Raw genomic sequence first — 23,952 nt, forward strand, 5'->3', positions numbered from 1 at the left:
CAAGGGGCTCATCGGGTCGGAGAAGGAACAGGCATTGCCTACTGGGCCCGAAACACCTCCACACGCCGACCAGCTCCCGCCTCAATACGCAGGATCCTGTTTTTCTTTGGCAACGGCAGGACTTGAACACTAAGTTTCCCCGACACCCCCTAACCCTGTTCACCCTTCCCAGAATGCCAGGGCGATAATCTGTGGCGTCGAACTGAACCGTGCACCGAACAATCGAGGCACGCAGATGGATTGCTTTACTCTGCAACCAGTTGTCGCAAGCCGATATCGTAGACACAACGGATGCTGTCGCGGATGGCACAAGCGTCAATATTGCGCAGCAGACAACCGAATTTCGGCGAATGCCTAATAAATGCCCTCGTGTCCATGCTTACCACATACTGATCGGTACGCTATCGTTCATAAAGTGCATCTCAGTCCAGATGCTGAACGAAGTCACTCGATCCACTAGGAGGAAGTTATGGGTTTCATTGGTTGGATTGTTTTGGGCCTCATCGCCGGTGCGATTGCTAAGGCGATCAAGCCAGGCGAGCAGGGTGGCGGCTGGATCGCCACGTTGCTCCTCGGCGTTGTCGGCGCCGTCATTGGTGGCTGGATTGGTTCCGCGGCATTCGGTGTCGGAGTGAACGAATTCTGGTCGCTTTCGACGTGGTTGCTGGCCATCGGTGGTTCGCTGCTCGTCCTCATTATTTGGGGACTGCTTACGCGTAAACGGGCCTAGCCTGCACGACAAGGACAGGGGTCCTACTTTGCGAAGTAGGACCCCTGCTCCATTGATCGCTCTCCACCAACTCAGGATTGGCTCTTCAATGCCACTTTCGCCGTCCGGCACGGTCACGGGGAGGGTCTTGGCTTTCAAGCATGCTCGCGACCCATATGCACGAGAAGAGGCATCTTTGGCATTCTGTTGGGGGGGGCAAATTAGAAAGCTGGTCTCTGCCGCCATCACAGCACCAGAGACCAGCCGAAGAAGTGGTAGATCACCGTATCCCCCCAGATATCAGTCGCCTGCACAGAGGCCTCTGCGCGCCTACGTGGCACGGCACTTCTTGCAATGAGAATACCTGCGCCTGGATGGTTGGCCATGGGCAATCCCATTCTCCGCAGATGCGTGATGCTGGTTGCTTCGGCGAAAATCGAAATCCTTTCCTGTCGAAGATCGCTAGCCTACTGACTTTTCCACTTCCTGAAAATCCAAAATGAAACGGATGGGGAAGCAAGTATCGACGGTAGGGATTTCCCGCCAGCGCGCCACAGTTTAGATCGCGTCAAGTATCGACTTCTTCCGCTCGGGAAGGTCGGAGGCCGCGGTTGTTCCGCCGTAGATATGATGATGGTGCCTTTCGCATCGTCGTGCTTGAGCCATATGTCGCAGCCAGCGATACCCGCAAGACGAATCGCGGACCAAACGCCACGGCGAACCAAAAACCCCGGCGGACCGGTCGCATCCAAACGGCCCGTGGCCACCGCGCCCGGGAGATGCCATTCGGTTGCCGCGCGGTTCCATCCGCGCGCACTATCTGCAGATCAACAACATTTCAGAAGGATCGTATCCATGGGCATCGAACCCGGAATCTATGAGCATTTCAAGGGACAGCGCTACGAGGTGCTCGCCGTGGGCAGGCACAGCGAGACCGAGGAGCAGTTGGTCTTCTACCGCACGCTCTACGGCGACTACAGCTTCTGGGCCCGCCCGCTGGAGATGTTCGACGATCTCGTCGAGCGCGGGGACTACGAGGGCCCCCGCTTCCGACGCATCGCCTAGCCGATCTGGTGTTCCTGCATCTGGGTTTCCAGCGAGGCGCCGTTGAGCTCCAGGTAAAGCTGGCCCTCGGTGACCGACAGGGACATGATGTTGCGGCGGGTCAGCTCTGCCGCGGCAACGTCGACGAACTTCGAGTCGAAGGAACGCACCACGATGTCCTCGGCACGGTGGATGGTTTTCCCGCTCCAGGAGGCCAGCAGCCGCTGCGGGTCGCGGTGGGTATAGACGGCCGCACGGTCCGCCAGCTTGCTGCCGGCATGCAGGCGCTGCGCGTCAGGCGCGCCGACCTCGATCCAGGCGGTGGTCAGGCCCGTGAGGTCCTTGACCAGCACGGCCGGCTCCTCGCCGTTGGACACCCCGGCCGCGGCGAAGGCGATGCCCTCCTCGAATTCCAGGCAGTACGCCAGCACCCGGGTGACCAAGTAGGCGTCGGTTTCCGAAGGGTGCTGCGCCACGCGCAGGGACAGTTCCTCGTACACCCCTCGATCCATGTCGGAGAGCTGGATGTCAAAGGTCCGTATAGTTGCGCCAATAGCCATGGTTCACGATTTTACCGGCCGGCGGCCGGCGGCAGCGCCGCCAAGGAAGCAAGCCACGGCAGGAATAACGCGACCGCGTCGGGCATGAAGCGCCAGCGCTCGGCGTCGACCTGGGCGAGCAGCTCGGAAACCTCCATCCATTCCCCGCCCAGCACCTCCGCGGCCTGCAGTTCCAGCGGGCCGGGAGCGATCGTCCAATAGCGGAACGCGCGGTACCTGGCGTGCGCGTCGGCGTAGTCCGCCTCGCCCAGGCTCACCAGCTCGCCGCGCACCCCGAGCTCCTCGGCCGCCTCCCGGCGCGCCGAGTCGAACGGGTCCTCCCCGGCCTGGATGACCCCGCCCGCGGTGAAGTCGAACAATCCGGGGTACAGGTCCTTGCTCCAGGTCCGCTGGTGGACGTAGACCTGTCCCTGCGGGTTGAACACCACGATTCCGGTGGCGCCGTGGCGCAGGTTCTCCCTCCGCACCCGGGACCGCGGGGCCCGGCCGATGACGGCTCCCTGCTCGCTGTACAGCGCCGCCTGCTCTTCCATGAGTCCAGCCTGCTACGCGGCCTTGTCCCGGGAGCCGCGCAGCATTCCGGCGACCACCAGCGCGAAGGTGCCGACCAGCACCAGCAGCCAGAGGCCCAGCGCGTAGGAGTTGGTTTCTGCATGGTAGGTCGCGCCCATGGCCAGCGGCGGGAAGTAGCCACCCAGGCCGCCGGCTGCGGCGACCACGCCGGAGACCGCTCCGACCTTCTCCGGCGGGGTGGACGGGCCGATCCAGGCGAACACCGCGCCCATGCCCAGACCCATGGCGGAAGCCATCAGGATGAACACGGTTCCGGTGAGGATGCCTTCCTCCGGCTGCTGGCCCACGATGTAGGCCAGCGACACGATGCCGGCCAGCGAGATCAGCGCAATGACCTTCGGCCCGAACTTGTCCGCTAGCACGCCGCCGATCGGACGGGCGATGACCGCGGCCACCGCGAACAGCGCGGTGCGCGTGCCGGCGCCCACCGGGTCCACCTGGTCGGGATAGATGGTGGTCAGGTACTTGGGCAGGAAGGTGGAGAAGGCCACGAACCCGCCGAAGACGATGCCGTAGAGGAATGACATCTGCCAGGTGATCGGCAGTTTCAGCGCGCCCATCACCTTGGGGACCAGCGGCTGGGCGTTCGGCGTCCAAGCCGGGGACTCGCGCAGGAAGAACCACACCAGCGCAGCCATGGCCACCAGCAGCCCGGCGATGAACAGGTGGGTGCCGAAGTAGCCAAAGCCGCTGAGCAGCCGTGGGGTGAAGAACGCGGAGACCGCGGTGCCGATCATGCCCATGCCGAACACGCCGTTGGCGAAGCCGCGCCGCTTCGGCTCGTACCAGGCGCTGGAGAACGGGACGCCCACCGCGAAGATGGTGCCGGCGATGCCCAGCAGGGTGCCTGCGACGATCAGCAGCACGAAGCTTCCGATCGTTCCGGCGAGCGCCACGAGCAGCACGGCCGGCACCGACGCCAGCAGCACCACGGTGAACATCTTGCGCGCCCCGAAGCGGTCGGTCAGCGCTCCGGTGACGATGCGCCCGAGCGCTCCGACCAGCACGGGAGTGGCCAGCATGAGGGAGATCTGGCCCTCGGAAAGGTTCATGCCTTCGGAGTAGTACTTCTGGATCGGGGCGATCAGCGTCCATGCCCAGAAGCCGACGGCGCTGGCCAGGGTGGCCAGCAGAACCTGCGGAAATTGGCCGCGCAGCTCGGGCTGGGCGGTCGCCGATGACGGTGCGGAATTCGTGCTCATTTCAACCCTCCACGGGGCAAAGTTACAGAGTTTTCACACAGCTTCTATTGAGCACCCTAAACGCAGATCCAGCCCCGCGCCAGAGTCCGGGACTAAATTCGCGCCAGTGAACACCGGGTACTCGATCTACACCTTTTAGAGCCCCACCCCTTGAAACTCTCGAACTTTAGGACGAAGCTGGTGGCACGAGTCACAGTTAGGGAGACCCAGCCATGACAGATCGGCCACACCGCACACCGCCGGCCACTGATGGCCCTCTCGCTGATTCGCTGCTTTCCATGGGCAGATTCCTGCGCCGCGGCGATACCAGTGAAGACCTGCGAGCAATGTTCCTTTCCGGAGGGCGCCAAGGCGACGTCTTCTACCGCGACCGCTGGTCTCACGACAAGGTGGTCCGCTCCACCCACGGGGTGAACTGCACCGGGTCCTGCTCCTGGAAGGTGTACGTCAAGGACGGCATCATCACCTGGGAAACCCAGCAGACCGACTACCCTTCCGTCGGCCCGGACTCCCCCGAATACGAACCCCGCGGCTGCCCGCGCGGCGCGGCGTTCAGCTGGTACACCTACTCCCCCACCCGGGTCCGCTATCCGTACATCCGCGACGTGCTCGCCAAGCTGTACCGCGAGGCCAAGGCCGCGCACCCCGACCCGGTGGAGGCCTGGGCCTCGATCGTCGAGGACCCGGCCAAGGCCAGAAGCTACAAGAAGGCCCGCGGCAAGGGCGGGCTGATCCGCACCACCTGGGACGAGGCGCTGGAAATCGCCGCGGCCGCCCAGGTCTACTCGGTCAAGACATACGGCCCGGACCGGATCGCCGGGTTCTCCCCGATCCCGGCGATGTCCATGGTCTCGCACGGCGCCGGCTCCAGGTACCTGAACCTCATCGGCGGCACCATGCTCTCCTTCTACGACTGGTACGCCGACCTCCCGGTGGCCAGCCCGCAGGTGTTCGGCGACCAGACTGACGTGCCCGAATCGGCCGACTGGTGGAACGCGCAGTACCTGATCATGTGGGGCTCGAACGTCCCGGTCACGCGCACCCCCGACGCCCACTTCATGGCCGAGGCGCGCTACCGCGGGCAGAAGGTCGTCACCGTCTCCCCCGACTACACCGACAACACCAAGTTCGCCGACGAGTGGGTCGCACTGCAGCCGGGCACCGACGCGGCGCTGGGCATGGCCATGGGTCACGTGATCCTCAAGGAGCACTACGTCGAGAAGCGCACCGCGCCCTTCGAGGACTACATGCGCCGCTACACCGACTCTCCGTTCCTGGTGGAAATCGACAGCGCCACCGGCACCCCGGTGCCCGGCAAGTTCCTCACCGCCGCGGACCTGGGCCTGGAGCAGGAGGAGAACGCGGCATTCAAGCCCGCCCTGCTGGATGCGAGCGGCACCGCCCGCGTCCCGCGCGGCACCTTGGGCCACCGCTTCTCCGGCGCGGACAAGGGCCAGTGGAACCTGGATCTGGGAGACATCACTCCCATGCTCTCGGTCATGGACCTGGACAGCTGGGACGGGCAGGCGGCGGCGATCAGCCTGCCGCGCTTCGACCTTGCCCCCGAGGCCGGGCAGGAGCATGCCGGCGGATCCGGGGTGCTCTCCCGTGGCGTGCCGGTGGTGAGGATCGCCGGCAAGCAGCTGACCACGGTATTCGATCTGATGCTCGCCCAGTACGGCGTGGGGCGCGATTCGCTTCCCGGCGACTGGCCGACGGGCTTCATGGACGCCTCCACCGTCGGCACGCCGGCCTGGCAGGAGGAACACACCGGGGTCCCGCCGCAGCAGGCGATCCGCATCGCCCGCGAGTTCGCCGACACCGCCCAGAAGTCCGGGGGCCGCTCAATGATCCTGATGGGCGCGGGCACCAACCACTGGTTCCACTCGGACACCATCTACCGCACCTTCCTGGCGCTGACCATGATGACCGGCACCCAGGGCGTGAACGGCGGCGGCTGGGCGCACTACGTCGGGCAGGAGAAGGTCCGCCCGATCACCGGCTACCAGCAGTACGCGGCCGCCGGCGACTGGGGCCGCCCGCCGCGGCACACCATCGGCACCGCCTTCTGGTATTTGGCCACCGACCAGTGGCGCTACGACGGGCTGCCGGCCACTTCGCTGGCTTCCCCGCTGGCCACCGGCAAGTTCGACGGCCGCACCACCGCCGACTGCCTGGTCGAATCGATCAAGCGCGGCTGGATGCCCGACTACCCGACGTTCAACCGCAATCCGCTGGACCTGGTGGACGAGGCGGAGGCGGCGGGCAAGGAGCCCGCGGCCCACGTGGTGGACTCGCTGAATGACGGCTCGCTGGCCTTTGCCTGCGAGGACCCGGACTCCCCGCAGAATTTCCCGCGGGTGGTGCTCATCTGGCGCGCGAACATCCTGGGCTCCTCCGGCAAGGGCAACGAGTACTTCCTCAAGCACCTGCTGGGCACCGACGCCTCGGTGCGCGCCCCGGAAACCCCGGAAGGCTCGCGCCCGGTGGACATGGCCTGGCACGAGGCGGCGCCGGAGGGCAAGCTCGACCTGCTGGCCACCGCGGATTTCCGCATGACCAGCACCACGCTGTTCTCCGACCTGGTCTTCCCGGCCGCCACCTGGTACGAGAAGTACGACCTGTCCTCCACCGACATGCACCCGTTCATCCACTCCTTCAACCCGGCGATCGCCCCGCCGTGGCAGACGAAAACCGACTTCGAGCTGTTCGGCCAGATGGCCAAGCGCTTCGGGCAGTTCGCCGCGACCCACCTGGGCAAGCGCAAGGACCTGGTCGCGACCCCGCTGCAGCACGACACCCCGGATGCCATGGCCACCGTTAAGGGCCAGGTGCCGCAGGATGCGCCGCGGGTGCCGGGGCTGACCATGCCCAAGCTGGCGGTCGTGGAGCGCGACTACCCGAACCTCTACGAGCGCTGGAGCACCCTGGGACCGCTGACCGGGAAACTCGGCATGGTCACCAAGGGAGTTAAGTACCAGGTCGCCCCGGAGATCGAGACGCTGCGAAGCCTGAACGGGGCCACAGCCGAGGGCGCGGTCAAGCTGGACACCGACCAGAAGGCCTGCGAGATGATCCTTGCCTTCTCCGGAACCTCCAACGGACGGCTGGCCACTGCAGGCTTCAAGCAGCTGGAAGAGCACACCGGGCAGCAGATGGCGTTCCTCTCCGAGGAGCACGAGGGCTCGCGCATCTCCTTCAAGGACGTGCAGGTGCAGCCGCGCAGCGTCATCACCTCCCCGGAGTGGTCAGGCTCGGAGCACGGCGGTCGGCGCTACACGGCGTTCGCGATCAACGTCGAGCACCTCAAGCCCTTCCACACGCTCACCGGGCGCATGCACTTCTACCTGGACCACGACTGGATGCAGGAGCTGGGCGAGACGCTGCCGATCTACCGGCCGCCGCTGGACATGCACCGGCTGTTCGGCGACGCGCGGCTGGGCGAGGTCGGCTCGCACCAGTCCGGCAACGCCGAGGTCGCGGTGCGCTACCTGACCCCGCACTCCAAGTGGTCCATCCACTCCGAGTACCAGGACAACCTGTTCATGCTCTCGCTCTCCCGCGGCGGCCCCACCATCTGGATGTCCCCGCAGGACGCGGCGAAGATCGGAGTGAGGGACAACGAGTGGATCGAGTCCTACAACCGCAACGGCGTGGTGGTCGCCCGCGCGATCGTCTCGCACCGCATGCCCGAGGGCACGGTGTACATGTACCACGCGAAGGACCGCACGGTGGATGTGCCGATCGCGGAAACCAGCGGCAAACGCGGCGGCATCCACAACTCGCTGACCCGCATCCTCATGAAGCCCAGCCACCTGATCGGCGGCTATGGGCAGCTGGCCTGGGCGTTCAACTACCTCGGCCCCACCGGAAACCAGCGCGACGAGGTCACCACGATCCGCCGCCGTAACCAGGAGGTGCAGTACCGATGAAGGTCATGGCCCAGATGTCCATGGTGATGAACCTGGACAAGTGCATCGGCTGCCACACCTGCTCGGTGACCTGCAAGCAGGCCTGGACCAACCGGTCCGGGGTGGAGTACGTGTGGTTCAACAACGTGGAGACCCGGCCCGGCGTCGGCTACCCGCGCACCTATGAGGACCAGGGCAAGTGGCGCGGCGGCTGGACGCTGAACAAGCGCGGTCGGCTGAGGCTGCGCGACGGCGGGCGCCTGCACAAGCTCTCGCGCATCTTCTCCAACCCGAAGCTGCCCGAGATCCACGACTACTACGAGCCGTGGACCTACGACTACGACATGCTGCTGAACTCGCCTTCCGGCGAGCACACCCCGGTGGCCACCCCGAAGTCGCTGCTGACCGGAAAGGACATGAAGATCTCCTGGTCCGCGAACTGGGACGACAACCTGGGCGGCTCGCTGGAGACCATGGACCAGGACCCGCTGCTGGCCAAGATGAGCGAGGAGGTGAAGGCCGAGTACGAGAAGGCCTTCATGTTCTATCTGCCGCGCATCTGCGAGCATTGCCTGAACCCCTCCTGCGTGGCTTCCTGCCCCTCGGGCGCGATGTACAAACGCGCGGAGGACGGGATCGTGCTTGTGGACCAGGACGCCTGCCGCGGCTGGCGCATGTGCGTCTCGGGCTGCCCGTACAAGAAGGTCTACTTCAACCACCGCACCGGCAAGGCCGAGAAGTGCACGCTGTGCTACCCGCGCATCGAGGTCGGCCTGCCCACGGTCTGCGCCGAAACCTGCGTGGGACGGCTGCGCTACCTGGGTCTGGTGCTCTACGCCGCGGACGCGGTGGCCGCGGCAGCCAGCGTGGAGGACGAGCACCAGCTGCTCGACGCCCAGCGCAACGTGCTGCTGGACCCGAACGACCCGGCGGTCATCGAGGCCGCCCGCGCCGAGGGCATTCCGGAGGACTGGATCGCCGCCGCGCAGGCCAGCCCCATCTGGCGGCTGATCCGCGACTACAAGGTCGCGCTGCCGCTGCACCCGGAATACCGCACCATGCCGATGGTCTGGTACATCCCGCCGCTCTCCCCGGTGGTGGACGTGGTCACCAACACCGGCAACGACGGCGAGGACGTGAACAACCTGTTCGCCGCGATCGACAAGCTGCGCATCCCGGTGGGCTACCTGGCGGAGCTGTTCACCGCCGGGGATCCGGCGCCGGTGGAACTGTCACTGCGCAAGCTGGCGGCCATGCGCTCCTACATGCGCGGCATCTCGTTGCACGATACGCGCGAGGAGTCCATCGCGAACGCGGTGGGCATGAGCGGCGCGCAGATGGAAGAGATGTACCGGCTGCTGGCCATCGCGAAGTACGAGGAACGCTACGTCATCCCGGCCGCACACGCCGAGCAGGCCCACGACTTGGAGGAAATGGGCTGCTCGCTGGACTTCGAGGACGGCCCTGGCATGGGCGGCGCCGGACCATTCGGCTCCTCTTCCGGCGCCTCGGTCCCGGTGGCGGTGGAGAACTTCCACTCGCTGAAGAACCGGCAGACAGCGGACCGGCCATCCAGTCCGGGGCGCGTGAACCTGCTGAACTGGGACGGCAACGGCAAACCCGAGGGATTGTTCCCGCCTGAGGAGAAAAAATGATTCCGCGGCTATTCAACCGGGCGACCCCCACCCGCCCGCTGCCCGGGCGGCTGGAGCCGGTGAAGATGAACCGCTCCGAGCGCTCCAGGGTGCACATGCTGGCCTCGCTGCTGCTGAACTACCCGGACGAGGCCTGGTTCGCCCGGCTCGACGAGCTCGAGTCCCATCTGGTCCGGGTTCCCCCGCAGATCGCCGGCCTCTTCGCCGGGTTCATCGACGCCGCCCGGCAGACCGGGGCCGGGCAGCTGCAGCGCGACTACGTGGACACCTTCGACTTGAAGCGCAAGTGCAGCTTGTACCTGAGCTACTTCGCTACCGGGGACACCCGCAAGCGCGGCACCGCGTTGGTCACCTTCATCGAGGCGTACCGGGCCGCCGGCTGGGACTTCGAGGCCGAGGAGTTGCCGGACTACCTGCCCGCGGTGCTGGAATTCTCCGCGCGCAGCGAAGACGAGATCGCCGAGGCCCTGCTGGCCGCCCATGTGGAGGGCATCGAGGTGCTGCGCGCCGCGCTGGAAGCGACTGGCAGCATCTGGGCACCGCTGGTCCGCACCATCACTTTGTCCCTGCCTCCGGTCGACGCAGCCACTCAGGAGCGGGTGCTGGCGCTGGTCAGCGAAGGGCCTCCCACCGAAACCGTGGGCCTTTCATTCCTTGGAAACCTTCCACCGTTCAGTCCTAGGGGGAACCCGTGAGTACCGGATCGCTTCTGCTGTGGGTAGTGCTTCCCTACGCCTGCGCCGTGGTCTTCATCGTCGGGCACATCTGGCGCTACCGCTTCGACAAGTTCGGCTGGACCACCCGTTCCAGCCAGACCCACGAAAGCCGGCTGCTGCGCTGGGGTTCGCCGATGTTCCATCTGGGCATCTTGATGGTGATCGCCGGCCACGTGGTCGGCCTGCTGATCCCGCGCGAATGGCTGTACGCCATCGGCATCGACGAGCACATGTACCATCTGGGCGCGACATGGCTCGGCACCGCGGCTGCCATCCTGACGCTGGCCGGCCTGGCGATCCTGATCTACCGCCGCCGCACGGTCGGCCCGGTCTTCCTGGCAACGACCCCGATGGACAAGATCATGTACGTGTTCCTAGGGGCCACGCTGTTCTTCGGCACCTTAGCCACGCTGGTGTACCAGGTCTTCGGGGCGGGCTACTCCTACCGCGAGTCGATCTCCCCGTGGATTCGGCAGATGATCATCTTCCAGCCCCACCCGGAAATGATGGAGCAGGTTCCGATCTTCTTCCAGCTCCACGTGATCACCGCATGCCTGTTGTTCGCGTTGTGGCCATTCACCCGTCTGGTCCACGTGTTCTCGGCGCCGATCCCGTACCTGTTCCGCCCGTACATCGTCTACCGTTCGCGGGATGAGTCCCGGGGTGCCGGCGCCCGCCCGGTACGCCGCGGCTGGGATCCGATCACGACTCCTCCGAACAATCGCGGACGGCGCAGTCGATAATCGTATAAGCATTTGTGCCGGTTCCACTACTCTGGTGGAACCGGCGCAAATGCCTAAAACGCTGTGGATCAGCTGCTCACCTGCTTGAAGGAGAACCTGGGCTGAAGCTCCCCGAAAATCAGATAGAACAGAAGCCACAAGGCCGCGCCGACCATGAGGAATATGCCGAGCACCTGCAGATAGTCCATGGCGTTGCCCAAGGCGAACCAGCCGCTGAGATACATCGCGAGTAGCACCGTGACCAACATGATCCCGAAATGGATCACTGACTGCGTCTTGAGATTCCACGCCTTGACTTGGTAGACCGCCGACGCGCCGCTGACGGCCCCACGATCATGCCGAGGGCGAAGGTGCTCCGGGCATTTGCGGCATCTCCTTGGAGAAGTAGAGCCACCCCTATTGTTGCCATGACGATGAGCGTGATACCTGCAAGGCTGAGGCGTAATGGCTCCATGGCTCCATGGCTCCATGGCTCCAGACTAGGACACCAGGGAAATTTATTCTACGAATTTGAGGATCTCGCTTCGGTGCGATCCATCTGTGTGTGATGGATCCACCGGACCACTGCGTCATCCTCAGACGGCGGCATTTGCTGTACTGCGAATTCGAGTGGCCGTTTTTCGCACGCGCGCGTGGTGGGCAGGCTCCAGCCCCGGAATAGGGGGTAGGGGCCTGCCCACAGGGCATAGCGTCCATGCCGTCATGCCAGCGTGGCGGGTTGGTGGTGGGTTAGTAGATGGTGATGCCGTCGGGATCGGGTGGCGGGTATTTCACCGGGACCGGCGGGATGAGGTGTTCCCCGTCGTAGAACATGCGGTTCAGCCGTCCCATTCCGGTGGTCGGCGGGCTGGAGGAAACGTATTCGACGCCGGAGGTGGGGCGGATGCGGATGCGGTGCGGGGCACTGGATTCGACTTCTTCTTCCCAGCCGGGTGCTTCTTTAGCGAGGTTGCAGCTGGCGCATTTGAAGGCGCCGTTGCCGAAGCTGGTGCGCCCACCCCTGGCGGCTTGGCGGACGTGGTCCAGGTGTTCGGGCTTATTGGTGCAGTAGGGGGTGCGGCAGAACTGGTCGCGCAGCTGGATCAGGTGGCGCAGCTGGCCGCGGTAGCTGCGTTCGTGGGAGTCCATGGTGACCAGGTCCTGGGAGTTGGGGGCCATGAACAGGCGGCGGAACATCGGGTAGGCGTGCACGCGGGCGGAGAAGTTCTCCTGGATGTGCTGGGGCGGGGTGGCACCGAAGGAGGCTTTAATGTCGGCGATGAGCTGGCGGGCGTATTCGGCCGGAATGCTGCCGTAGCCGGGCAGGCTGGCGGTGTCTGGGGTGCGCATGAACAGGGCCCGGTCGGTCATGACCAGGTTCACGTGCAAGGTGACCGGCAGGGGTTCATCGAGTTTGTGGCCGGTGATGGCGCGGGTGAACAAATCGGCGCGTAGTTGACTGCGCGAGCGGGGGTCGCCGGCAGCCAGGGCCTTGTCGACTTCGCGGGTGAGGAAGTCCTCCAGGGCCAACCCGATTTCAGGAGAGACTTTCCCGTTAATGTGCATGCAGTCCTTACCCTTGCGGATGCGCACGTAGCGTTCGGCGGTGGCGTGTTCGATCTCTTCGGTGCGTGGGGTTTCGCGCATGAGATCGACCGCTTTTTGGGCGGTGTCCTTGGCTTGGGTGGTGCTGGCGCCGTCGAACAGGTCGGGGTGCTGCTCGTAGAAGCGGTCGAATTCGCGGCGCTCGGCGGTGGTGGAATCGTCCAAGGGGGTCATGATGGCCAGAATCATCTCTTCGCCGAGGTGGCCGTGTTCGAAGCGCGAGAAAAGGTAGGGCATGTCGGGGATGAGGTTGCGCATACGACGCAGGTAGACCAAGGAGCCTTGGGGTGTTTGGTGGCGGGCCAAGGCAATGGCGTGGGCGGTGCCGCGTTCGACGCTCAACGGGTGGTGCTCGGGGGTGGTGCCGGTCAGGGAGTCCAGGCGAGCGGCGGCGCGGGCCTGGATGGAGGCGTAGAAGGATTTGAACCGTTCGCATTGTTCCAGCACCCGCAGCTGCAGAGCGGGGTCGGTAGAGCCCAGGGCGGTGTTGATGAAGGTGGCATCCCAGGGGTCCAGACAGGGGTTTTGTTCGAAGGTCCCGGCTTTCCAGGGAGTGACTTCGAAATAGTCTTCCTCTGCTTCGTATGAGTCGAACATACCTCCATTATATGACGGAATAACGGGAATGTGAAGACTTATTTTGACCTGAACGCGCTCCGCATGTCATAGGTGTGGTTCGAAAGTTGGGACATAGTGTAGGTTGATGAGGCTGGGTGTGGGGGCGGTTGGTGGCGGGATGTGGACAACCAACCGGGCAACAGCAAACGCCCTCCGACCCCGCGGTGCAAAAGCAGCCCGGTGCCGGAGTGCGTTCAATGCCAATCGTCCAATGCCGGCCATCCACAGAAAAGCAGGTTGACTGGGTGGGCTTATTCGTCGGGGTGCTCGTCGGCCCAACGGTGCGCGCGCTCGATGAGCTGGGCGGAGAGCCCGGCGAGATCACCCTTGCCGCTGCCGACGGCCAGACCGAGCAGGAAGGTGCTCAGCGGGGCGGCCGGACGGGCGACCTCGTGGGCGACGTGCTTGGCGGCGTCGAGCACGGTGGCGATGTCCACGGCGGAGGCGTCGAGCTCCAGCTCCGCGGCGGCCGCGGTCAGCCAGTCCTCCAGGGCCTCGGGCGGCAGGTACTGTCCCATAGTGTTCCTCTCCTTCTGGCGGGCGCGCTCCAGCGCCTGCGGGGTATCGATGTCGCTGCTGGTGTCGTTGTCCACCGGCAGCTGCTGCAGGTCCAGTTCGCCCAGCACCCGGCGCACCGGCGCGTTGGCGACCCCGTCCCCCAGGGCGGTGCAGGCCGTGCGCAGGGCCTGGGTGCGGTAGATCCCGGCGAGCCACTGGATGCGGCCGTCCGCATCGCGCAGCAGCGCGCCGTCGCCGGCCGAGCCTTCCGCCAGGGCGGCGGCGTGCGCGGCGGCCAACGCGGAGGCCACTGCGGCCGGGCGCTGCAGGTCGCAGGCCAGCACCATGGTCCACGGCGCGGTGAGCTCGGGCAGGCCGGCGGCGATGGCCGCCAGCGGTCCGGAAAAGGGCGGGTCCTCGCGCAGCACCGCGTCGGCCAGGGTGCCGGCGGTGTCCGGGCCGATGACCACCACGCGCGAGGCGCCGGCGCGGCGGGCGGCGTCCACCGCGCGGTCCACCAGCCGGCGCCCGTGCAGCAGCAGGCCTGCCTTGTCGGCCCCGCCCAGCCGGGAGCCGCGCCCGCCGGCCAGCACCAGCGCCTGGAACTGCCCGGCGCTCACGGCTGCAGCCTGAGCACGTCGACGGTGTCGCCCGGGCGGACCTGGGAGGTGTCCGGGCCGATCAGCGCGTAGCCCTGCGCGGCGCCGAAGCCGCCGACCGAGTGGGAGATGCTGGCGGCGTCCACGGCCGGGGCGCAGCCGCCGTGCTCGTCGAACACCACCGGCAGCGCCTGCAGCCGGCCCGGCGGGGATTTCCACCCGCGCAGCACGGTGCTGCGCAGCATCGGGCGGCGCGGGGATGCATGGCCCTGCAGGGCGCGCAGGGCGGGGCGGACGAACAGCTCGAAGCCGACCGCCGCGCTGACCGGGTTGCCGGGCAGCGCGAACACCAGCGCGCCGGCGCGCAGCCGGCCCACGCACTGCGGGGCTCCGGGGCGCAGGGCCAGGCGCACCGCGCGCACCTCAGGCTCCTGCTCGAGGACCTGGCGCATGACGTCGTATTCGCCCGGGCCAACGCCTCCGGTGGAGATCACCGCGTCGTGGCTCGACCCCAGCGTGTCCAGCCGCTGGCGGACCAGCTCGGGATCGTCGGGGCAGTGCTCGACGGTGGCCGCCGGCAGCCCGGATTCGGCCAGCAGGCCTGCCAGCAGCAGCGAGTTGGACTCCGGGATCTGCCCGCGGGACAGCGCGCTGCCCGGGGTGCGCAGTTCCGCGCCGGTGATCAGCACCGCGATCTTCGGGGCGGGGCGCACCAGCAGGGCTGCGGCCCCGGCGGCGGCCAGCGCGGAGAGCCGGGCGGCGGTCAACGGTTCCCCGGCCAGCGCGACCGGGGCGCCGGCGGCGCGGTCCTCCCCCGCCCGGCGCACGTCGCGCCCGGGCTGCACGGCGGTGTTGATGCGCACCGTGCCGGGGTGGAAGCCGCTGGTGTCCTCCACGCGCACCACCGCATCCGCGCTGCTGGGCAGCGGGGCGCCGGTCATGATGCGCACGGTCTGCCCGGGACCCAGCACCGGGTCGGCCCCGCTGCCGGCCGGCACCACGCCGAGCACCTGGAGGTCCACCGGGGCCTGCGCGGTGTCCGCGGCGCGCACCGCGTAGCCGTCCATCGCGGAGTTCTCCCACAACGGCAGCGGGTGCGCGGCGGCGACATCCTGCGCCAGCACGGCCCCGTGCAGGGCGGCGAAGTCCCCCGGCTCGGCCAACGAGAGCTGCACCGGCGGCAGCGGGCGGACCAGCTGGAGCACCGCGCGCAGGTGCTCTTCGGGCGGGACCGGGGCGGCGCCTGGGCCTGCGCCGGAACGGGAATCAGGCGCCATCGATGGCCTCCTTGAGCTGTGCGGGGGCGCCGGCTGGCAGCGTGGCGACGACGGCGCGCATGAAGCGGGTGGCCGGCGCGGCGAAGACCTGCGCCACCGGCCCGTGGTGGGTGGCGGCTCCGCGTTCGAGCACCAGCAGCTGGTCGGCGAGCGCCTGAGCGTCGGCCGCGGCGTGGGAGACGATGACCGCGCTGATGCCGGTGCGCTGCAGCTGTTCGCGCACCAGCAGGCGCATGTCCACGGCGGCTTCCACGTCCAGCGAGGCGAAAGGCTCGTCGATCAGCAGCACCCGCGGCTCGGCGGCCAGCGCGCGGGCCAGGGCGATGCGCTGGCGCTGGCCCCCGGACAGGGCGGCGGGGCGCTGCCCGGCGATCTCCCCCAGGCCCAGGCGGTGCAGCCAGCGGGCCGCCTCGCGGGCGGCGGCGGCCTTGTCCATGCCGCCGGCGCGCGCCCCGAAGGCGATGTTCTTCGCCGCGTCAAGGTGCGGGAACAGGTGCGGGTCCTGCCCCAGCAGGCCGATCTGCCGGCGGTGCGGGGGCACGTGGGTGCGGGCGTCGGCCAGCACAGCGCCGTCCAGCTCGATCCGCCCGGCGCCCAGCTTCTGGATGCCTGCCAGCGCGTGCACGATCGTCGACTTGCCGGCGCCGCTGGGACCCATGAGCGCCAGCACCTGACCGGACTCCACGGTGAATTCGGCGCGCACGGTGAAGCCGGTGCGCGGGATCTCCAGCCGGGCGGTGAGCGTCATTTCAGCGCCCCGATCATTTGAGGGCCGTTCATTTAAGGGCTCCCGGCCGCCAGGCGCGCACGCAGACCAGCACCAGCACGGCGGCGCCAAGCAGCAGCAGGGACAGCGCCACGGCGGCGTCGCGCCCGTCGCCGGCCCCGTTGAACGCGGTGTAGATGGCCAGCGGCATGGTCTGGGTGATGCCCGGCGCGTTGCCCGCGAACAGCGCGGTCGCGCCGAATTCGCCGATGGCCCGCGCGAAGCACAGGATCACCCCGGCGACCAGGCCCGGGGCGGCCAGCGGCAGGGTGATGCGGGTGAGCACCATCCACCGCCCGGCGCCCAGGGTCGCGGCGGCCTGCTCGTACCCGGTGCCCAGCGAGCGCAGCGAGCCCTCCACCGAGAGCACCAGGAAGGGCAGCGCGACGAAGCTCTGCGCGATCACCACCGCGGCGGTGGAAAACGGCAGCGTGACCCCCCAGACGGAGTCGATGAACTGCCCGATGGGGCTGGTGCGCCCGAACAGGAACAGCAGCGCCACACCCCCGACCATCGGCGGCAGCACCAGCGGCACCGCCACCAGGGCGCGCAGCAGCTGGGCGAGCTTCGGGCCGCTGCGGGCCATGAGCACCGCCAGCGGCACCCCCAGCAGCACGCACACCACGGTGGCCGCGGCACCGGTGCGCAGCGAAAGCCACAGCGCGTCCAGCGCGGCGGGGCTGGTCACGTCGGTGAGGAAAGTGTCCCAGCCGGCGCGGGCCACCAGCGCCACCAGCGGCATGACCAGCAGGGCGATGCCCAGCAGCGCCGGGGCGATGGCCAGCCCCGGAGCACGCACCCCGGTGTCGCTAGCCATCGGCGCCCGCCGAGGCGCTGCCGAAACCGTGGTCCTTGAGGATCTGCTGGCCCTCGGGGCCCAGCACGAAGTCCACGAAGTCCTGGGCGCCGGGCTGTTCGCCCAGCGCGGTGATCGGGTAGGAGTTCACGACCTGCTCGGATCCCGCGGGCACGATGGATTCCACTGCATCTTCGCCGGCCACGTCGGTGGCGTAGACCAGGCCCGCGTCCGCCTCCCCGGCGATGACCTTCTGCAGCACCGCGGTGACGTTCTGCTCCTGGCTCGCGGCCTTCACCTCAACCCCCTGGTTCTGCAGCAGCGTGGCGGAGGCCGAGCCGCACGGCACCTGCGGGGCGCACAGCACGGTGGTCGCCCCGGCCAGGTCCGCCAGGGACTTGACCTTGCCCGGGTTGCCCTTCGGCACCGCGATGACCAGGGTGTTGGTCGCGAAGATGACCGGGTCGCCGCCCAGCCCGGCGTCGGTCACCACTGCCATGTTCTTCTCGTCGGCCGAGGCGAACACGTCCACCGGGGCGCCCTCGACGATCTGGGTGGCCAGCGTGGAGGAGCCGTCGTAGGCGATGGTGGAGATCGCGGTCTCGGGGTGCGCGGCGGTGAACTCCTTGGCGATCTCGTCGAAGGAGCGCTGCAGCGAGGCGGCGGCGGAGATGGTCAGCGTGCTGGTGGGCGCCGCGGTGGCCACTGCGTCGCCGTCCTGGGAGCCCGGCTGGCCCGCGCATCCGGCCAGCGCCAGGGTCCCGGCGGCCAGCAGGGCGAGGGCGCGAAGTGCGGCGGGCGGCGAAAGGCGCATGGGGTTCCTTAGAAGTGGCGGACGGTTCTCTCCTGCCTGCCATGCTACAACCGCCAAGGCCGCTGACGGGAGCAAGGTGACCGCCGGTGAGCTGGAACTTTCGCGCCTCTTCGCAGCGGCCGGGCAAGGGGCTACGCTGGGAGGATGAAGGCACAACCTGCGGCAGCGCTGCTCGACGCACGCTCCCGGCCGCTGCACGACCTGCGGATCTCGGTCACCGACCGCTGCAACTTCCGCTGCGTGTACTGCATGCCCAAGGAGATCTTCGGGCGCGACTTCGCCTTCCGCGAGCGCTCCGAGCTGCTCAGCTTCGAGGAGATCGAACGCCTCGCCCGCGTGGCGGTGTCCCTGGGGGTGCACAAGCTGCGGCTGACCGGCGGCGAGCCGCTGCTGCGCCGCGGCATCGTCGACCTGGTGGGCATGCTTTCGAAGCTGGCGACCCCGGACGGCAAGCCGGTGGACCTGGCGATGACCACCAACGGCTCCGCGCTGCCGGTGATGGCGCAGCAGCTGAAGGCCGCCGGGCTGCGGCGCGTGACCATCTCGCTGGACTCGCTGGACGATGCGCGCTTCAAGGCGATCAACGACGTGAACTTCCCGGTCTCCCGGGTGCTGCAGGCCATCGACGCGGCCGAGCAGGCAGGGCTGGGCCCGGTCAAGGTCAACACCGTGCTCAAGCGCGGGGTCAACGACGACGAGATCCTGTCCCTGGCCGAGCACTTCCGCGGCACCGGCCAGATCCTGCGCTTCATCGAGTTCATGGACGTGGGCACCACCAACGGCTGGAAGCTGGATGCGGTGGTCCCCTCCAGCGAGGTCGTCTCGCGCATCAACGAGCGCTGGGCGCTGGAACCTGTGGTCAAGACCGAGCCCGGGGAAACAGCGAACCGCTGGCGCTACGCGGACGGGGCCGGGGAGATCGGCGTGATCTCGAGTGTCACCAACGCGTTCTGCGGGAACTGCTCGCGCGCCCGGGTCTCCGCCGAGGGACAGCTGTACACCTGCCTGTTCGCCGGCTCCGGGTACGACCTGCGCGCGCTGCTGCGCGGCGGGGCCGATGACGCGGAACTGGCCCGGGCATTGACCGGTCGCTGGCGCCAGCGCGACGACAACTACTCGGAGCTGCGCGCCGCGCTCACCCCGGGGAACCGCAAGCGCATCGAGATGTCCTACATCGGCGGGTAGCTAGCTTGGAAGTTGCCCGCTGTGGGCGCCAAGCAATTCGTCAATTGAACGAATCCTCCGAGTCGGGAAGGCTCGGGTGATAGGCGACCTTGAACCGCTCCGACCAATCAGCGGGACGGTGGGGCCAAGCCTCGACCAGCCATTTCGGCGGCTTGTCTTCGAAATCGATGAAGATGCTCTCCGCCCTCAAATCCCATAGTGAGGAGCCGGCGTCCAACAGCCTGACGCCGTTCAGGTACAGGTGCTGGAAAGGCCGAGTCTGCGACGCTTCGACGAGGCCCCTCACCGAATTGGCCCAGCGGATGCTGACGCTGGGAGGCCATCCATTTTCCGGCGGGTAGGCCTTGAACGCTCCTGCCTGATCGATGTTGAGCTCCTGAAGTCCAGAGACTTCGTTCCACGCCGCAGGGCAGTCGGACTTTCGGGTCCGGAACAATGTCAGTTCCCGAAGGTCCGCACGCAAGTCGAGCAAAATGTCGATGGTGGAGCCGTCGACTTCCAGGGCATTGAGTCGCGGTGCGCCCACCAGATTCTCGGTCATTCCCGGAAAATATCCGGTGGACAGCCTACGCAGTCGAAGATCCGAAACCTCAATTCGCTCCGAGACGACGACTTCGCCATGCGGCGCCGCACTCAGGAATTCCAGATTCTCCAGTGCTTCAAGTCCCGACAGGTCGGCAACGGCTGTTCCGCGGGCGTCGGATTCGTCCAACTCCACGGTGAGGGCCCCGACCTCGGGGCAAGCCGCAGCGAGTTCCTCGATGAAATGACCATTTTGGGGAAGCGAGCGGACACGAACATGAACCAGCTTTTTCTTGATGCCCGAGCCCAAAAGAATTTGTTCCTTCTGAGTGTTCCAAATCAGACCGCTGGCGGATTCGGTTCGGACGGACATTTAGACCCCTTGTGACTTTGGCTCAGCCATAAATGGCCAGAATAAGGCTCAATTATCCTTGTCCGCTCGCCGAACCGTAAGTACCGTCTTAGCCCATGGACTTCTGGCCGTCCAGGGACTCGCGGATGATGTCCGCATGCCCGGCGTGCTGGGTGGTCTCCGCGATGATGTGCAGCAGCGTGCGGCGTACGGACCAGTGGGTGTCCACGAACCACGGAGCCTTGGGCAGCTCGTGCGTGGCGTCCAGATCGATGTCAGCCAGCAGCGCATCGGTTTCTGCGGCGATCTGAGCGTAGCTTTCCAGCAGCCCTTCAAGTGTCTCGCCGGGCTGCATGGTGAATTCGACGGCGAAGGCTTCCCACTGTTCCGGCGTCGGATTGCTGAAGTCCATCCCGTCCCAATTCATGGCCGCCTTGCCCTTGACCATGAACTGTTGCCACTGGCGCTCCACCGCGCTCACGTGCTTGACCAATCCGCCGAGGGTCAGTTCGCTGACGGTGGTGCGGGTTGTGGCCTGCTCGTCGGTCAGGTTCTGGGCGGTGAAACGCAGGAAGTGGCGGGCGTTGGCCAGGGCTTGGTGCAGGTCGGCGCGCTCTCCGGTGAGCGTGGTTTCGGTGGCCTTCATGGTGGTGCTCATGGTCTTGCTCCTCGTTCTTGATGTGCTGATAAATCCACGATAGGAGCCATAAGTGCCAGTTTCTGTCCTAAATAGAGGCAGAATATTTTTATGAGTACCAGCCAACGATCCCTGCGCCTGCTCTCGCTTTTGCAGACCCGGCGCTACTGGTCCGGCGAGGAGCTGGCGCAGCGCCTGGAGGTCTCGCTGCGTACCCTGCGCCGCGACGTGGACCAGCTGCGCGAACTGGGCTACCCGGTGCAGGCCGAACGCGGTGTGGGCGGCGGCTACCAGCTGGCCGCCGGTGCGGCGCTGCCTCCGCTGGTGCTCGACGACGAGGAAGCGGTGGCACTGGTCGTCGGCCTGCAGTCGATAATCCACGGAGGCGAGGATGCGCTGGCCGATGCGGGGCTGCGCGCTCTGTCCAAGGTGGTTCCGGTGCTCCCGGCCAAACTTCGGCAGCGGGCCCAGGCGCTGGCCGCGAGCACCGTCCCGCTTGACTCGCAGCATTCCACCCCGGAACCGGTGGATCCGCAGGTGCTGGTGGTATTCGCCCAGGGATGCCGCGACCGCGAACGTATTGCCTTCGACTACCGCGATGCACGGGGCAATGCCAGTTCACGACGAGTGGAGCCGGTCAAACTGGTCAACGTAGGCAACCGCTATTACTTGGTGGCCTACGACCTGGACCGTGCTGATTGGCGCAGCTTCCGGGTGGATCGGGCGGAAAATGCCGAGCCTCGGGCGCTACGCTTCGCACCCCGGGAAATCCCGGGCGGCGATGCGGCGCAGTTCGTCCGCGCCGGACTGCGCGGAGCCGGAAACCTGCGGGTCAGCGCCCGGGTGCATGCCAGAGCGGACGAGCTGGAGTCGCGGATCGGCAGGTGGTTCGAGATTCAGCAGCTTGATGAGCACAGCTGTTTGGTACGGGCCGAGGACTCGGACCTGCGCTGGGTGGCGTTCGGTCTGGCGCTATGCGAGGCGAAGATCAGCGAGGTGCAACCTGCAGAACTGCGCGAGCTGCTGAATGGTTGGTCCTCAAGACTGCTGCAGGGTTCTGAAACGTAGACAGATGTCTTGGTTGACGCTAACCCGGCTCGTCGCACCTCCGGAGGACTGCCGGGCCTACTTTCGAGCGCTACTGCCCTCAACTCTTCAATTATGCCAAGTTGATTCGACCGGTGTGCACATGTCGTGCCCCATGCGTACGTCCTGCATACGTCGACCGAGCGCGGTCCATTACCTTCCTGAATCGAACACCCGAACTAGGCGAAGTTAATAATCTTCGAAGGGTTGCGCATCTAGCGGCGAGCCTACAGGCCCACCCATTCAGAAGACCCGGAAGCAAAATGCTGGCGCTTCCAAATCGGTACCTCCGCCTTGATGCGTTCCACCAGGTTCTCGATCGCGTCAAAGGCTTCCTTGCGGTGCGAGGCGGCGCTGGCCGCGATGAGCGCGGCATCCCCGATGGTCAAAGGGCCGACACGGTGCACCGCGGCAAGCCTCAGGCCGGTGCGCGCTTCTTCTTCGGCAATGATGTTCTCTAGGAACTTCTGGGCTTCGGGATGGTGAGAGTAGTCCAGGGAATTCACCGACTTCCCGCCGTCGTGGTTGCGGATGATGCCATGGAACATGACCACGGCGCCCGCGGTGTCGCTGAGCACGGCAGCCTGCACGGCGGCTTCATCGATAACGTCCTCGGTGATCAGCGCGTAGCTCAATCCATTCCTCTTTTCGAGACGGTCAGTTCGGGCGCGAGCGCGGCCACCGCCGGTACTCCCCCGGGCACGTAGCGGGTCGTGATGCCCCGACGCGCCAACAGCTGGGCGGCGCGGATGGCACGCGGTCCCTTGGCACAGTATATGGTCAGTTCTTCGGGCAGTTGTGGCAAGTCCTGCCCCGCGTCCAGCGCAGCTTCCAGCTGTGGCAGCGGCAGGAAGATCGATCCGGGGATGCTCAGCTCCTCGCGCTCGTCCTGGTTCCGCACGTCCAGGAGCACCGGAGGGTTCTGGGAATGCAGGGCGGCAACCAGGTCTTCGGGAGCCATCTGCGCCGGTTCCTGCAGCCCGCCCGCGCAGAACAGTTCGTAGTCGATCAGCCTGGTCACCGGTGTGGCGGCAGGATCCCGCGAGTACTCCAAGGTGCGGGTTTTGGCACCCAGCGCGTCGTAGACCAGCACCCGGCCCACCAGCGGCGCGCCGATACCGGTGATCAGCTTCAGGGCTTCGGTCGCCAGCAGCGAGCCGATGGTGCCGCACAGTCCCGGCAGCACGCCCCCGGTGGCGCAGTCGGCCACGGTGCCCGGGGCCGGAGGAACGGGGAACAAGTCCCGGTAGCCCGGGCCGTGCTCATGCCAGGCGACGGAGACCTGCCCGTGGTGCTGCAGGATGGAGCCCCAGACCAGCGGGATGCCGGTCAGCTGGGCTGCGTCATTGCTCAGGTAGCGGGTCGGGAAGTTGTCGCTGCCGTCGATCACCAGGTCGTAGCCGGAGAAGATTTCCAATGCGTTCCGGGAAGTCAGCCGCAGGTTGTGCTCGATGATCCGCACGCCAGGATCCAGCGCCCGCGCGGCGGCGGCCAGCGAGGCGGTCTTGGGCAGCCCGATATTCGCGGTGGTGTGGGTGATCTGGCGGTGCAGATTGGACAGCTCCACCACGTCGTCATCCACGATGCCCACGGTGCCAACCCCGGCTCCGACGACGTACGGGATGCTGGCGCTGCCCAGTCCCCCGGCGCCGATCACCAGCACGCGGGCGGCGGCCAGGCGGCGCTGGGCAACGGGCCCGAATCCGGGCAGGGCAAGCTGGCGTTGGGCCCGGGCCTGCTGCTCGTCGCTCAGCGCCGGGGCCGGGTCGACCAGGGGCTTAAACGCGCGATCACTCATAGTCGGATCCTACGCGCCCGGCCGCGCCGGATGATAGGCGATAGCATGAAGTCATGTCGCAGATTACGATACGCTACTTCGCCGCCGCGGCGGCCGCGGCGGGCACCGAGCAGGAGAGCTGGCCGCGCGCCGAGTCCCTGGCCCAGCTGCGGGCCGAACTGGTCGGCGCCTACGGCGATCCCATGGCCCAGGTCCTGCGCGCCGGAAGCTTCCTGATCAACGGGGTGGTGAGGCGCGATGACGGCGAGCTCGGCCCGGAAGGCGAGCTGACCGTGGACGTGCTGCCGCCCTTCGCCGGCGGATAAGC

23 protein-coding genes are annotated in these 23,952 nt (G+C 66.9%); 9 read left to right on the forward strand and 14 right to left on the reverse strand.

Annotated features, from left to right (window positions below):
- The first annotated feature begins 469 nt into the window (after positions 1–469).
- Together ATC04_RS15900 and ATC04_RS15905 are read left to right on the forward strand one after the other, a co-directional pair.
- Positions 470–730, forward strand: a complete 261-nt coding sequence (locus ATC04_RS15900) for a GlsB/YeaQ/YmgE family stress response membrane protein (RefSeq protein WP_047117981.1) — start codon at positions 470–472, stop codon at positions 728–730.
- An 834-nt stretch (positions 731–1,564) separates the two neighbouring features.
- The gene (locus ATC04_RS15905; protein ID WP_047117982.1) at positions 1,565–1,774 is read left to right on the forward strand and encodes a DUF1653 domain-containing protein; all 210 of its coding nucleotides are present in this window, start codon (positions 1,565–1,567) and stop codon (positions 1,772–1,774) included.
- On the opposite strand, the gene ATC04_RS15910 is transcribed toward ATC04_RS15905, so the two are convergent.
- From ATC04_RS15910 to ATC04_RS15920, 3 genes are read right to left on the reverse strand one after another with little or no spacing between them, the layout of a single operon-like run.
- A complete protein-coding gene (locus tag ATC04_RS15910; protein WP_047117983.1) occupies positions 1,771–2,313 on the reverse strand; it encodes a YaeQ family protein in 543 nt (180 codons plus the stop codon). The genes ATC04_RS15905 and ATC04_RS15910 overlap by 4 nt on opposite strands.
- 11 nt (positions 2,314–2,324) lie before the next feature.
- Positions 2,325–2,846, reverse strand: coding sequence for an NUDIX domain-containing protein (locus ATC04_RS15915; RefSeq protein WP_047117984.1), 522 nt, complete (start codon positions 2,844–2,846; stop codon positions 2,325–2,327).
- Positions 2,847–2,858: 12 nt separating this feature from the next.
- The gene (locus tag ATC04_RS15920) at positions 2,859–4,088 is read right to left on the reverse strand and encodes an MFS transporter (protein ID WP_047117985.1); all 1,230 of its coding nucleotides are present in this window, start codon (positions 4,086–4,088) and stop codon (positions 2,859–2,861) included.
- 212 nt (positions 4,089–4,300) lie between these two features.
- On the opposite strand from ATC04_RS15920, the gene ATC04_RS15925 reads away from it, so the two are divergent.
- The 4 genes from ATC04_RS15925 to narI are packed head-to-tail and all read left to right on the forward strand — an operon-like array spanning position 4,301 to position 11,113.
- Entirely contained in the window at positions 4,301–8,020 is a 3,720-nt protein-coding gene (locus ATC04_RS15925; protein WP_047117986.1) for a nitrate reductase subunit alpha, read from the forward strand.
- A complete protein-coding gene (gene narH, locus ATC04_RS15930; RefSeq protein ID WP_047117987.1) occupies positions 8,017–9,654 on the forward strand; it encodes a nitrate reductase subunit beta in 1,638 nt (545 codons plus the stop codon). Before ATC04_RS15925 ends, narH begins: the two co-directional genes overlap by 4 nt.
- Positions 9,651–10,349, forward strand: a complete 699-nt coding sequence (narJ, locus tag ATC04_RS15935; RefSeq protein WP_052772199.1) for a nitrate reductase molybdenum cofactor assembly chaperone — start codon at positions 9,651–9,653, stop codon at positions 10,347–10,349. Before narH ends, narJ begins: the two co-directional genes overlap by 4 nt.
- Complete coding sequence (gene narI / locus ATC04_RS15940) at positions 10,346–11,113, forward strand: respiratory nitrate reductase subunit gamma (RefSeq protein ID WP_047117988.1); 768 nt, start codon at positions 10,346–10,348, stop codon at positions 11,111–11,113. Before narJ ends, narI begins: the two co-directional genes overlap by 4 nt.
- A 68-nt stretch (positions 11,114–11,181) precedes the next feature.
- Here narI and ATC04_RS19935 read toward each other — a convergent pair whose 3' ends face one another.
- From ATC04_RS19935 to modA, 7 genes are all read right to left on the reverse strand, one after another.
- A complete protein-coding gene (locus ATC04_RS19935) occupies positions 11,182–11,379 on the reverse strand; it encodes a DUF3021 family protein (protein ID WP_052772200.1) in 198 nt (65 codons plus the stop codon).
- 463 nt (positions 11,380–11,842) lie between these two features.
- A complete protein-coding gene (locus ATC04_RS20060) occupies positions 11,843–13,294 on the reverse strand; it encodes an HNH endonuclease signature motif containing protein (RefSeq protein ID WP_047117989.1) in 1,452 nt (483 codons plus the stop codon).
- A 272-nt stretch (positions 13,295–13,566) separates the two neighbouring features.
- Positions 13,567–14,433 (reverse strand): NTP transferase domain-containing protein, encoded by an 867-nt coding sequence (locus ATC04_RS15955; RefSeq protein ID WP_047117990.1) that lies wholly within the window; start codon positions 14,431–14,433, stop codon positions 13,567–13,569.
- Positions 14,430–15,689, reverse strand: a complete 1,260-nt coding sequence (gene glp, locus ATC04_RS15960) for a gephyrin-like molybdotransferase Glp (RefSeq protein ID WP_047117991.1) — start codon at positions 15,687–15,689, stop codon at positions 14,430–14,432. The genes ATC04_RS15955 and glp overlap by 4 nt, the downstream gene beginning before the upstream one ends.
- Positions 15,679–16,437, reverse strand: coding sequence for an ATP-binding cassette domain-containing protein (locus tag ATC04_RS15965; protein ID WP_052772201.1), 759 nt, complete (start codon positions 16,435–16,437; stop codon positions 15,679–15,681). Before ATC04_RS15965 ends, glp begins: the two co-directional genes overlap by 11 nt.
- A gap of 28 nt (positions 16,438–16,465) precedes the next feature.
- Entirely contained in the window at positions 16,466–17,272 is an 807-nt protein-coding gene (locus tag ATC04_RS15970) for an ABC transporter permease (protein ID WP_047117992.1), read from the reverse strand.
- On the reverse strand, positions 17,265–18,065 hold the full coding sequence (modA, locus tag ATC04_RS15975) for a molybdate ABC transporter substrate-binding protein (RefSeq protein ID WP_060617043.1): 801 nt from the start codon (positions 18,063–18,065) through the stop codon (positions 17,265–17,267). Before modA ends, ATC04_RS15970 begins: the two co-directional genes overlap by 8 nt.
- 144 nt (positions 18,066–18,209) lie before the next feature.
- Between modA and moaA the strand changes: the two genes are divergently transcribed.
- Positions 18,210–19,250, forward strand: a complete 1,041-nt coding sequence (gene moaA / locus ATC04_RS15980; protein WP_047117993.1) for a GTP 3',8-cyclase MoaA — start codon at positions 18,210–18,212, stop codon at positions 19,248–19,250.
- Between the two features lie 40 nt (positions 19,251–19,290).
- On the opposite strand, the gene ATC04_RS15985 is transcribed toward moaA, so the two are convergent.
- On the reverse strand, positions 19,291–20,145 hold the full coding sequence (locus tag ATC04_RS15985; RefSeq protein WP_152666762.1) for a hypothetical protein: 855 nt from the start codon (positions 20,143–20,145) through the stop codon (positions 19,291–19,293).
- A gap of 88 nt (positions 20,146–20,233) precedes the next feature.
- Positions 20,234–20,782 (reverse strand): DinB family protein, encoded by a 549-nt coding sequence (locus ATC04_RS15990; RefSeq protein ID WP_231736006.1) that lies wholly within the window; start codon positions 20,780–20,782, stop codon positions 20,234–20,236.
- A gap of 90 nt (positions 20,783–20,872) precedes the next feature.
- Between ATC04_RS15990 and ATC04_RS15995 the strand changes: the two genes are divergently transcribed.
- Positions 20,873–21,829, forward strand: coding sequence for a YafY family protein (locus tag ATC04_RS15995; RefSeq protein ID WP_047117995.1), 957 nt, complete (start codon positions 20,873–20,875; stop codon positions 21,827–21,829).
- A 245-nt stretch (positions 21,830–22,074) separates the two neighbouring features.
- Here the strand turns inward: ATC04_RS15995 and ATC04_RS16000 are convergent, their stop codons facing one another.
- Together ATC04_RS16000 and ATC04_RS16005 are read right to left on the reverse strand one after the other, a co-directional pair.
- Positions 22,075–22,482: a molybdenum cofactor biosynthesis protein MoaE gene (locus ATC04_RS16000; protein ID WP_047117996.1), complete on the reverse strand. Its 408-nt coding sequence runs from the start codon at positions 22,480–22,482 to the stop codon at positions 22,075–22,077.
- Complete coding sequence (locus ATC04_RS16005; RefSeq protein ID WP_047117997.1) at positions 22,479–23,645, reverse strand: ThiF family adenylyltransferase; 1,167 nt, start codon at positions 23,643–23,645, stop codon at positions 22,479–22,481. Before ATC04_RS16005 ends, ATC04_RS16000 begins: the two co-directional genes overlap by 4 nt.
- Positions 23,646–23,698: 53 nt before the next feature.
- Between ATC04_RS16005 and ATC04_RS16010 the strand changes: the two genes are divergently transcribed.
- Entirely contained in the window at positions 23,699–23,950 is a 252-nt protein-coding gene (locus ATC04_RS16010) for a MoaD/ThiS family protein (RefSeq protein ID WP_047117998.1), read from the forward strand.
- The last annotated feature ends 2 nt before the right edge of the window (positions 23,951–23,952 follow it).

The sequence above is a fragment of the Arthrobacter sp. YC-RL1 genome, assembly GCF_001454985.1.
Lineage (GTDB): Bacteria > Actinomycetota > Actinomycetes > Actinomycetales > Micrococcaceae > Glutamicibacter > Glutamicibacter soli.

What these genes read in the sequence shown, in the direction of transcription:
- glp (WP_047117991.1), bottom strand. Translation starts at nt 15,689, where the DNA reads ATGGCGCCTGATTCCCGTTCCGGCGCAGGCCCAGGCGCCGCCCCGGTC.
- narJ (WP_052772199.1), top strand. Translation starts at nt 9,651, where the DNA reads ATGATTCCGCGGCTATTCAACCGGGCGACCCCCACCCGCCCGCTGCCC.
- ATC04_RS15970 (WP_047117992.1), bottom strand. Translation starts at nt 17,272, where the DNA reads ATGGCTAGCGACACCGGGGTGCGTGCTCCGGGGCTGGCCATCGCCCCG.
- ATC04_RS15915 (WP_047117984.1), bottom strand. Translation starts at nt 2,846, where the DNA reads ATGGAAGAGCAGGCGGCGCTGTACAGCGAGCAGGGAGCCGTCATCGGC.
- ATC04_RS15905 (WP_047117982.1), top strand. Translation starts at nt 1,565, where the DNA reads ATGGGCATCGAACCCGGAATCTATGAGCATTTCAAGGGACAGCGCTAC.
- narH (WP_047117987.1), top strand. Translation starts at nt 8,017, where the DNA reads ATGAAGGTCATGGCCCAGATGTCCATGGTGATGAACCTGGACAAGTGC.
- ATC04_RS15920 (WP_047117985.1), bottom strand. Translation starts at nt 4,088, where the DNA reads ATGAGCACGAATTCCGCACCGTCATCGGCGACCGCCCAGCCCGAGCTG.
- ATC04_RS20060 (WP_047117989.1), bottom strand. Translation starts at nt 13,294, where the DNA reads ATGTTCGACTCATACGAAGCAGAGGAAGACTATTTCGAAGTCACTCCC.
- ATC04_RS15990 (WP_231736006.1), bottom strand. Translation starts at nt 20,782, where the DNA reads ATGAGCACCACCATGAAGGCCACCGAAACCACGCTCACCGGAGAGCGC.
- ATC04_RS15985 (WP_152666762.1), bottom strand. Translation starts at nt 20,145, where the DNA reads ATGTCCGTCCGAACCGAATCCGCCAGCGGTCTGATTTGGAACACTCAG.
- ATC04_RS16005 (WP_047117997.1), bottom strand. Translation starts at nt 23,645, where the DNA reads ATGAGTGATCGCGCGTTTAAGCCCCTGGTCGACCCGGCCCCGGCGCTG.
- ATC04_RS15900 (WP_047117981.1), top strand. Translation starts at nt 470, where the DNA reads ATGGGTTTCATTGGTTGGATTGTTTTGGGCCTCATCGCCGGTGCGATT.
- ATC04_RS16010 (WP_047117998.1), top strand. Translation starts at nt 23,699, where the DNA reads ATGTCGCAGATTACGATACGCTACTTCGCCGCCGCGGCGGCCGCGGCG.
- moaA (WP_047117993.1), top strand. Translation starts at nt 18,210, where the DNA reads ATGAAGGCACAACCTGCGGCAGCGCTGCTCGACGCACGCTCCCGGCCG.
- ATC04_RS15910 (WP_047117983.1), bottom strand. Translation starts at nt 2,313, where the DNA reads ATGGCTATTGGCGCAACTATACGGACCTTTGACATCCAGCTCTCCGAC.
- ATC04_RS15995 (WP_047117995.1), top strand. Translation starts at nt 20,873, where the DNA reads ATGAGTACCAGCCAACGATCCCTGCGCCTGCTCTCGCTTTTGCAGACC.
- ATC04_RS15925 (WP_047117986.1), top strand. Translation starts at nt 4,301, where the DNA reads ATGACAGATCGGCCACACCGCACACCGCCGGCCACTGATGGCCCTCTC.
- ATC04_RS15965 (WP_052772201.1), bottom strand. Translation starts at nt 16,437, where the DNA reads ATGACGCTCACCGCCCGGCTGGAGATCCCGCGCACCGGCTTCACCGTG.
- modA (WP_060617043.1), bottom strand. Translation starts at nt 18,065, where the DNA reads ATGCGCCTTTCGCCGCCCGCCGCACTTCGCGCCCTCGCCCTGCTGGCC.